Below are 9,164 nucleotides of genomic sequence, written 5' to 3'. Positions count from 1 at the left end.
CCAACACATTGAATTTTCTTATTGAAAGTGCTCTTGGCCCGCTGCGTTCAGCCGGTAGCTTGCCAGTGGAGCGGCCCGGGCTCTTCGCGGAAGGCGAAGCGCAGAAGATGGCTTTCAATGACTGATTTCGTATCGGCGAGATTGTCATCGTCGGACGAGCGGGCGCGAATGCTCAGACCATCCACTGTTGCCTGGAGATAGCCGGTCCCGCAGGAAAACCGGAGCTCGGCGTGGTCGCCCGCCTGTTCGACGTCGATCTTGTGGGCGAAATGCTTGCAGAGCTGCGTCAGGTATTTCTGGCCATCTTCCGTCGCAAAATGGGTGGTCGCTTCTTGCATCTGGAACTCCTGTCTTTCGGCTTTCGCGGCTCGGGCGGCCGGGGTGACCGCCTGAGCGTCTTGGGCGGCCGCCGCGGGGAGGACACGGCAGCCACAATTGCAGGCCGTCGGCCTAGAAGGTCGCTCTGGCGGTCAGGATGAAGGAACGGCCGGGCTCGTAGAGCGGCGTTACGTTCCCGAATTCCTGGCCGTAGGTCGCCCGGTCCGAATAGGTTTCGTCGAAGATGTTCTTGAGCTCGGCGCGCAGCGTCAGGTTCGAGCGTTCCGGCGGCACATATTCGACAAAGGCGTTGAAGACCTCGTAGCCCTTGAGAGGCTTGCTGCCGGGAGCGACGTCGTCGTAGTCGAGCGCAATCTCGGCATCGGCACCGAAGGTGATACCCCAATCGGTCAGCGTGTGGATCGCCTGAAGGGTGATGATCTGGCCGGCGGGTGCTGCAAGATAGGTGCCGACGTCGGAGTCGGCCGGCTTGCCGTCGATTTCGACATCGATGTTGGCGTATTTCACCTTGAAGTAGCCGTCGCCCCAGTTGTAGCCGCCGCCGATCTCGAAACCGCGCGAGCGAACGTCATGGGCGGCAATACCGAGGTCCGCCCGGAAGCGTGGCGCGCGCGCATCATCGAGATCGGTCTGGAAGACGCTACCCTCTACGGTGAAGCCGTTGTAATTGGCCTCCAATCCCAGGATGTAATTGTCGGCAGTCACCGGTTTCGGGCCTTGGCCGTAGTCCCAGTTGGGATTGATGATGAAGTTCTCGGCGAGCGGAATGCCGGCCCAGACATGCGAGTAGCCTGCCTTGGCGGTCAGAAGATCCTCGATCAGGTCATATTCGCCCGAGACGTTGCCGCTGAAGCCGGAGTTGGTCCACTCCTGGCCCGTCGTTCCGGTGAAGTGCTGGTTGTCGCCTCGGGCGCCGAAGGACAGGCGCGTCCTCTCCCAGGGCTCCAGCCTTGCCTGTGCGTAAATGCCGACATTTCGCGCCTTCTCCGCCCCTGGATCGTAGAGATCCTCGAGCTCGGCCTTGTCGCTATAGAAATCGATACCGGCGATCACGTTGCCGATATCGAAGGAGAATTTGTTCTCGAACTTGCCGTTGAAACTATCCGACGTGCCGATGGCGTCGTAGGTGCTGGGAACGCCTGCTCCCGGCTTCGGGAAGATCGGCAGATCGACCTCTGTCTTGCTGTAGGCAAGCAGGAGCTTCGGGTCCCACCAGCCCTCCGGCGTGCTGTCGGTGTAGGTGAAGACGGTGTTCTGCCGGTCGAGCGTATAATCACGGATGCGTGGCTCCCATGGCTTGGGGTTCGAAATCGAACCCACATTGGCGCGGAACGGCCGGGGCGCATCGTCGTTGATCCGGTCGTGGCTGATCTCGAAACGGTCGCCGCTTTCGAACTCATAGGCCAGCTTTCCAAGGCCGCTGAGCAGGTTGGTGCTCGTACCTTCGACCACTTTGCCGTTACCGGCGGTAAAATCGTTGCCCTTGCCGAAGTTGAAGTAACCGAGGAACTCAAGCCCTTCATGCATGCCATAGGCGGAGAGGCCCGTCGTCACCGTGTCGCTGTTGAAATTGTAGCTCAACGTGACGAAGCCGCCGAAACCGTCTGCGTCCAGCAGATCGCGCGGATCGATGGTCTCGTAGGCGATCGCGCCGGCGAGCGCCCCCGGACCTGCATCGGCCGGCGCGACGCCGGCATCAACGCTCACTGCCTTCAGGAGACCGGGGTCGATAAGGTTCGTACCGTTGTGGTGGAAGACCTTGTTGTTCTGGCGGCCGCCGTCCATCGTCACGGCAAGGCTGGTCTCCTCGATCCCGTGGACATAGACCTTCTGCGACATCGGCAACGAGCTGCCGACTGAAATGCCGGGCTCACCCGAAAAGACGTCGGCAATGTTGGCAGGGTTCTTCTGCTTCAGGTCTTCCGACGAAATCTCGATCTCGCCGGCGCCGAGCGGTCCGCTGCCAAAGGCGGAAATCGGATCAAGGACCGTCGCGCCGGAGGCATCCACGCCCCCGCTTCCGCCGGCCGCCGTCGGCGAACCGATCAGCGCCGTTCCGCCCGATACCCTGTAGGAGATGCCGGTGCCCGACAGCAACCGCGCAAGGGCCTGCTGCGGCTCCAGCGTACCATTGACGGCAGGCGAGCGAAGGCCCTGCGACGTCGCCGCGGCCAAGGTCACCTGCAGGCCAGATTGCCGGCCAAAGGCATTCAAGGCGCTAGCAAGCGGTTGCGACGGAATATTGAACGTGCGGGCCGTGCTGACGCGCGATGTCGTCTGCTGCGCGGAGGCGATGGAAAGGGGTGTGAAGGCAAGGGAGGAAAGCCCGACGATTGCGGTCGTTGTCAACAGGCGCGGGCCCGCCTGGCTATATCCTGCATTGAAAGAAAGATGTCCCTTGCGGCATTTCGGCGAACTCATTTTACCCCCGTCTCGATGATCCGCGCGGTGCCTCTCGGGCAGGCGCTTCGGACCAAAGACGACGGGCTCCGGATTTTTTTTCACCGGCCCGCGATTTTTTCTTGAATTTTTGAGTCCAAATTAAAATTGCGTCAGAACGCGGCCATAGGGTGTCACCTCGCGCACCTTGCCGCCGAAGGGCTGAACCAATGCCTGAAGAGCGTGGTCCGGGTCGGTAAGGTCATAGACGCCTGTAACCCTTCGTCCCGCGAGTTCGGATTGCGGGACGGAGATCCAGGCGGAATGGTAGCGTTGCAGCCGCTCGGCGGCAGCGGCAACGGTGACGTTGTTGACGAACATCTTGCCGCTGCGCCAGGCGCCGATCTCTTCGGACGCGATCGCGCCTCGGGTAACCGCGCCCGTCGCATGAGTCACCGTCGCCGTTTCTCCCGGCGCGAGCTCGAAGTTCTGCCTGTGGCTTTCCCCGTTGTACGAAACGGCGACGGTGCCATGAGCTAGCTCGACCGTGGTCTCCGTACTCGCGAGCTGCACGTCGAAAGAGGTGCCGAGAACCGAAACCTCCACGCCGCCGGCGTCGACGACGAAGGGACGAGACGGGTCGCGTGCAACATCGAAATAGGCCTCGCCCCTGAGAAGCCGAACGTGCCGGGCCGTGGCTGTAATCTCGGTGGCAATCGCGCTGCCGCCGCTCATTTGGATCGTCGTGCCGTCCTGCAGTGTGATCGTCCTGCTCTCGGCGGTCTCGGTCACGTGATCGGCCTGCCACCACACCAGCAGCGACGGCAGCGAGACGAAAAGCACCAGGCAGGCGGCAAGCGCCATGGCCGCGGCGCCGACACCTAGGGTTCGCACCACCCGGCGGTTCGGCGGGCGGACCGGGACGACCGACGAACCCGACGGCTTAGCGCCGCGCCAGAGATGCTCATGAACCGGCGGCACTTCTCCCAGCAACTGCCAGGTTTTCAATGCCGTCTCCCAGGATCGGAGATGCAATTCCGACCGACCCAACCAGGCCCGGAACGCAACTTCGGTCTCCCGACAGTTCGGGCGTGCCTTCAGCTCGAGGAACCAGTCCATGGCCTCTTCCAGCAACGCCTCCGGTATGTGCTTGTCCTTGGTCAAAGCTCTGCCTGCTGGTTACGTGTTCGACGAGACACTAGCGGAATGATCCGGTCTGACACAAAGACGAATTGTTTCGGATTTTTTTTCACCCCGGCCCAAAATTCTAGGAGGCGTCGCCTGCCAGAGTTGCGGCCACCCGCATCATGGCGGTGCGCACGTGGCGATGGGCGGTCGCTATGGAGATGTTCAGGTGGGCAGCGATTTCTTCCAGGGTGTACCCACCGAAGCGGTGCATCTCAAGGGCCACCCGAACCTCCACGGGAAGATCGTCGAGGACGCCGGAAATGCGCCTGATCTCGTCGCTCACCATCACGATATCTTCAGGCGTCGGCATGTCGATCGGCATCGACCAGAAAGGCGGTTCGCCCTGTTCCTCCCGTGCCTCGATCTTCCGGCGCTTGAGAAGATCCAGGCAGAGGTTGCGAACGATCCTGTAGAGATAGGCAGGCGAGCGCCCCTGGGAACCGTTGTCGGCGTTGGCCGGCGCGAAGCGGATGAACGCCTCCTGCACGATGTCTTCGGCAGTTTCGCGCGATCCGACGATGCGGGTGGCATAGGCGACCAAAGCGGTCCGATTGGCGAAATAGACCTGATGGCGCGTTTCCATGTCGACCAAGGGCGTCTGATCCGAACAAAACAACTTTGATGTGGCGTCCAGCGTCGTTCGCACTGCCTGCCGCGAGGCGATCGATGGACAGGCTGACCCAGCGAACGCGAAGTCTCTTAGCACGCAGAAATAAACTTGTCTGTAATAGTCATGTTATTTTTCGAGGCAGTGACGGCAGCGCATTGCCGTCGAGCGCGATTGTCCTCGGTCAGGCACCCTACCCCGTTACTGCAGCGGAACTTTTCCCCGGAAACACCATTACCCATCTGAGTGCGAACCGCGTCAACCGGACGCGGCAGGGATGGCGAACATGGCGGTTTTTCCGGTTTCTCGCCATGGCCAACGAAACGGCAGTCGAGCGCCCAACCTGCCCGGTTCGTCTCGTTTTTTTTCGATCGTGATTCAGGGCGTAGCGCCGACGGCTCCACCACCTTCGACGCGCAACTCTCTGACGAGTTCGATCAACGCGCGGAGTTTTGCCGGCACGTGTCGTCGGCCGGAGAAATAGAGGCACAGGCCGTCATAGGGTGGCGTCCAATCATCGAGAACCTGCAGCAATCGCCCGGAAGCGACGTGCTCCTGGACTGCATGATCGGAGAGATAAGCCAGTCCCGCGCCACATAGTGCCGCCTCGAGCATCAGCCCGCTCTCGTCCAGGATGAGCCGTCCGGGCACATCGATCTCCACGCTTTCACCACGACGCGAGAATTCCCAGTGGTAGATCCGGCCGCTCGCCCTCCGCGCCCGGATACAGGTGTGGTTCACGAGATCGCCCGGTCGCAGCGGCGCCGCCTTTTCACGGAAATAGTCCGGCGATCCGACGACGATCATGCGCGTCTGGCGTGTCACCGGAACGGCGATCATGTCTGGCGGCACCGCTTCGGACAGCCTGAAACCAGCATCGAAACCGAGGGCGACGATGTCGACCAGGGCATTGTCGGTCGCCACCTCCACCGCCATTTCCGGAAAGCGCCTGAGATACTCCATGAGCAACGGCTGCAGCACGATGCGTGCCGCACCGGGCGAGGTATTCAGCCGGAGCGTTCCCCTCGGTCGCGCCCGTGATTCCGTCACCCTCTCGACGGCACCGTCGATCGCGGCGAGAGCCGGCAGGACTTCCGCCACGAAGGCCTCGCCCGCCGCCGTCAATGCCACCGACCGGGTCGTCCGGTTGAAGAGACGGACGTCCAGCCGTTCTTCTAGCGCCGACACGGCATGGCTGAGCGCAGAGGACGAAACGCCGAGTTCCCGGGCCGCGGCGCGGAAGCCGCCAAGCCGCGCGATTGCCGTCACCGCCTCGAGTTCGGAGAGACTGGGCCTCATTGCGCAATTTTCCTCATCAAGCTGTCTATGATTGATGATCTTATCCTAGCGACCGTTCCGGCGCATATCCCCTTCATCGCAACAGGAGACCGAACGATGAAAATGATCGAGCAGATCTACGTGGACGGAGCTTTCGTGACACCTGAGGGCAGCGAGCGTTTCGAGCTTTTCAATCCCGCCACGGAGGAGAAGATCGGCGAAGTTCGCCTCGGCGATGCGGAAGACGCCCGCGCGGCCATCGCAGCTGCCAGGCGCGCCTTCCCCACGATGCGGCGCACGACACCAGCCGAACGCATCGCAATGCTGCACGCGTTGCGCGACGCCGTCGCGGCGCGCGCCGGTGCCCTGCATGAGGCAATGGCAACGGAATACGGCGCACCGCAATCCTTCCTCGCTTTTTCGGTGCCGCATGCAGCCCGCGTTTTCGATGTCGCCGCGAAGACCGTGGCCGATTATGCCTTTGCCCGGCAGATCGGCAACGCCGAGGTGGTCATGGAACCGGTCGGCGTTGCCGCCGCTATCACCCCGTGGAACAGCAATATCGGCTTCATCTGCACCAAGCTCGCCACCGCGATCGCGGCTGGCACGACGATTGTGATCAAGCCGTCGGAAATGAGCGCCATCCAGACCCAGACTTTGCTGGAAGCGCTGCACGAGGCCGGCCTTCCGCGCGGCGTGCTCAACGTCGTCAATGGCTACGGCCATGTCGTCGGCGCGGAACTCAGCCAAAACCCCGGTGTCGCCAAGATCACCTTTACCGGTTCGACGACGACCGGGCGGACAATCCTTCGAGCCGCCGCGGAAACCTTCAAGCGCGTGACCCTGGAGCTCGGCGGCAAGGGGCCGCAGATCCTGCTCGACGACGCCGATCTCAACCGGGCCATTCCGCATGTGCTTGCTTCCGCCTTTCGTAACAGCGGTCAAGCCTGCATCGCCGGGACCCGACTTCTGGTTTCGAAGCAGAAGCATGCGGAAGTGACCTCCCGTCTCGCGACCGCCGTCTCGGCGCTGAGGACCGGCCCTTCGAGCGACCCGGCATCGGATATCGGCCCCATGGTCAGCGCCAGACAATGGCAGCGCGTCCAGTCCTATATTCGTTTTGCGCAGGAGGACGGCGCGACGTTGCTGGTCGGTGGCGAAGGTCGCCCCGAAGGGCTCGATCGTGGCTGGTTCGTCCGCCCCACCGTTTTCACCGATGTAACCAACGACATGCGGATCGCGCGCGAGGAAGTCTTCGGCCCGGTCCTCAGCGTCCTCTCCTATCGCGACGAAGACGAGGCGATCGCCATCGCCAACGACACGGACTACGGTCTGCAATCCTATGTTCTCGGCACCGACCTTGCGCGCATGCGCCGCGTGGCCGGCCAACTCGAGGCCGGCCGTGTGGTGCTCAATGAGGCGCCGGCGGATGCTGAGGCTCCCTTCGGCGGCTTCAAGCATTCCGGCATCGGTCGCGAGTTTGGCCCCTTCGGCCTCGAAGCCTTCCTGGAGCCGAAGGCCATAATCGGCTGAGCGCAGATCCGCCTTTCAGGCGACTTGCGCACCAGGCTTCGGAGCGCTCGCGAGCGTGACCGTGTTGCGGCCCATGCGCTTTGCCTCGTAGAGGGCGCTGTCGGCCTTTTGCAGCAATTTTTCGAGCGTCGTTTCGGCCGCAAGGGCCGAGGCGACGCCGAGACTTGCGGTCACGCACCCGTCGCCAAGTCCGCGGTGCGCAATGCCGAGCCGTTCGATCGCCGTGCGGATCCGCTCGGCCATCGCCAGCGCCTGCAGCGGCTCCCGATCGGCGGCGAGCACCAGCATTTCCTCCCCGCCGAAGCGGAAGACGAAGGAGGCCTCGTCCACCGTATCGCGGATGCATTGCGAGACGGCGCGGATGCAGGCGTCGCCCTCGATGTGGCCGTGAACGTCGTTGAACCGCTTGAAGTGATCGATATCCAAAAGGATCGCCGAAACCGGCACCAGGTGCGGCGCGTCGTTCCACAGCATCTCGCCTACTCGCGCCAGCGAGCGGCGGTTCAGCAGTCCCGTCAGTTCATCCCGTTCGGCGTTACGCTCAAGCCGGCGATAGAGGAGGCTGCCGCGCAAGTGGTTGAGAAAATTCTGCCTGTCCTTCTGCTCCAGGAAATAGGCGCTGGCCGCAAGAAAGATCGACAGCGTCAGATAGAAGGTGATGATGCCGGAATAGGTGACATCGTCGAAGGCACCGGTCAGCTGCGTAGTGGTGAAATGGGACGCGCACATCAGCGCTAGCCCGATCACGACGGCAAGGAAGCGCGGCCGCAGCGCGATGACGAAGAACAGGAAAGCGGCAGAATTGCCGTTCTGGTAGACGAAGAGGTAGGAACTGGCGCTTTGGGTAGCCGCCGCCATCGGCAAGGTGACGCCGAGCACCGCGATTGCCACCGCCAGAATGTCGTAGAGAAGCGCATTCGGCCAGCGGCGCACGGCGAGGATACAGCCGATTACGAAAGGCGTGAACACCAGGAAACGGGCGACGAGCAACTCGTCGAACACATCCGGCAGCATCGTACGGTCGCCGAAATAGACCAGGTCGTAGATGAAGACGCCGATCACGCCCCAGATCACCGCGAGCCGCACACGCTCGGCCGCATATTCCTTGCGGAACAGCGCCTCGATCTCCGGCGAGAACTGCAGATAACGAAAGCCGCGCGCGATCTGGTTCTCGACCTGGTCCAGCGTGACAACGCTCATTACCAATTCCCCGGCTGCGGAAGGACACCAGCAAACTAGAAGAGAAAACTGAATATTCGTCTAAAGTTAGATCGATTCGCCGCAGAAGTATCGAGTGTTGCGCTGAGCGGCATCAGTCTTCGGGAACCTTGATCAGGACTGTCTCGGACGCCTCGATCGGCCTGCCATCCTGCGTGCGGATATCGAGCTTGACTGGTAGCCCTGTTTCCTTTTCGACCAGCAGGGAATGCTCCTCGCCGGGCCGAAACAGGTGTCGTTCGCCGAACTGGCGCAAAGCGACCATCACGGGAAAGAGGTCCCGGCCCATCGGCGTCAGCTGATACTCCACCCGCGCTTTCGCCTCACCGACAGGGACTGTCTCCAGAATGCCGCGGTCGACGAGCGTGCGCAGGCGATCCGTCAGGATATTCTTGGCAATGCCGAGGCTTTTCTGAAAATCGCTGAAGCGTCTCAGCCCATCGAACGCATCGCGCACGATCAGCAGCGACCACCAGTCGCCGATCGCGTCCAGAGATCGCGCGCTGGGGCAGTAGTCCCCCTTGAGGCTTCTGCGCGCCACCATACGAACTCTCCTCTTTCACGTGCCATGAATTTTTGGTTGCATTATGAAACCAAATTGATATCCATTATTTGGTTTCAT

General features: G+C 62.0%; 8 protein-coding genes. 1 reads left to right on the top strand and 7 read right to left on the bottom strand.

Going from position 1 to position 9,164, the window contains the following annotated elements:
• Nucleotides 1-47: 47 nt before the first annotated feature.
• The 5 genes from LAC81_RS28490 to LAC81_RS28470 form a co-directional block, all read right to left on the bottom strand.
• Nucleotides 48-338, bottom strand: coding sequence for a DUF2218 domain-containing protein (locus tag LAC81_RS28490; protein ID WP_223728042.1), 291 nt, complete (start codon nt 336-338; stop codon nt 48-50).
• Between the two features lie 112 nt (nt 339-450).
• Nucleotides 451-2,688 carry a TonB-dependent receptor gene (locus LAC81_RS28485; RefSeq protein WP_328717405.1) on the bottom strand — a complete coding sequence of 746 codons (2,238 nt, stop codon included), beginning with the start codon at nt 2,686-2,688 and terminating at the stop codon, nt 451-453.
• A 192-nt stretch (nt 2,689-2,880) separates the two neighbouring features.
• Complete coding sequence (locus LAC81_RS28480) at nt 2,881-3,882, bottom strand: FecR family protein (protein ID WP_223728040.1); 1,002 nt, start codon at nt 3,880-3,882, stop codon at nt 2,881-2,883.
• Nucleotides 3,883-3,985: 103 nt separating this feature from the next.
• Nucleotides 3,986-4,489: an RNA polymerase sigma factor gene (locus tag LAC81_RS28475; protein ID WP_223730344.1), complete on the bottom strand. Its 504-nt coding sequence runs from the start codon at nt 4,487-4,489 to the stop codon at nt 3,986-3,988.
• Nucleotides 4,490-4,891: 402 nt separating this feature from the next.
• Nucleotides 4,892-5,812 (bottom strand): LysR family transcriptional regulator, encoded by a 921-nt coding sequence (locus LAC81_RS28470; RefSeq protein ID WP_223728039.1) that lies wholly within the window; start codon nt 5,810-5,812, stop codon nt 4,892-4,894.
• A 96-nt stretch (nt 5,813-5,908) separates the two neighbouring features.
• Here LAC81_RS28470 and LAC81_RS28465 point away from each other — a divergent pair, with 96 nt between their 5' ends.
• On the top strand, nt 5,909-7,324 hold the full coding sequence (locus tag LAC81_RS28465) for an aldehyde dehydrogenase family protein (protein ID WP_223728038.1): 1,416 nt from the start codon (nt 5,909-5,911) through the stop codon (nt 7,322-7,324).
• Nucleotides 7,325-7,339: 15 nt separating this feature from the next.
• On the opposite strand, the gene LAC81_RS28460 is transcribed toward LAC81_RS28465, so the two are convergent.
• Nucleotides 7,340-8,524 carry a GGDEF domain-containing protein gene (locus tag LAC81_RS28460; RefSeq protein ID WP_223728037.1) on the bottom strand — a complete coding sequence of 395 codons (1,185 nt, stop codon included), beginning with the start codon at nt 8,522-8,524 and terminating at the stop codon, nt 7,340-7,342.
• A 112-nt stretch (nt 8,525-8,636) separates the two neighbouring features.
• The gene (locus LAC81_RS28455) at nt 8,637-9,086 is read right to left on the bottom strand and encodes a winged helix-turn-helix transcriptional regulator (protein ID WP_223728036.1); all 450 of its coding nucleotides are present in this window, start codon (nt 9,084-9,086) and stop codon (nt 8,637-8,639) included.
• Nucleotides 9,087-9,164: the final 78 nt, after the last annotated feature.

This window comes from Ensifer adhaerens (genome assembly GCF_020035535.1).
In the GTDB taxonomy this organism is placed as follows: domain Bacteria; phylum Pseudomonadota; class Alphaproteobacteria; order Rhizobiales; family Rhizobiaceae; genus Ensifer.
The sequence above is the reverse complement of the archived record's forward strand: the minus strand, read 5'-3'. Positions and strand labels throughout refer to the sequence as shown.

Bases quoted from the DNA above. Each gene is read 5' to 3' on its own strand.
- LAC81_RS28490 (WP_223728042.1), bottom strand. From the start codon at position 338: ATGCAAGAAGCGACCACCCATTTTGCGACGGAAGATGGCCAGAAATAC.
- LAC81_RS28475 (WP_223730344.1), bottom strand. From the start codon at position 4,489: ATGGAAACGCGCCATCAGGTCTATTTCGCCAATCGGACCGCTTTGGTC.
- LAC81_RS28470 (WP_223728039.1), bottom strand. From the start codon at position 5,812: ATGAGGCCCAGTCTCTCCGAACTCGAGGCGGTGACGGCAATCGCGCGG.
- LAC81_RS28465 (WP_223728038.1), top strand. From the start codon at position 5,909: ATGAAAATGATCGAGCAGATCTACGTGGACGGAGCTTTCGTGACACCT.
- LAC81_RS28460 (WP_223728037.1), bottom strand. From the start codon at position 8,524: ATGAGCGTTGTCACGCTGGACCAGGTCGAGAACCAGATCGCGCGCGGC.
- LAC81_RS28455 (WP_223728036.1), bottom strand. From the start codon at position 9,086: ATGGTGGCGCGCAGAAGCCTCAAGGGGGACTACTGCCCCAGCGCGCGA.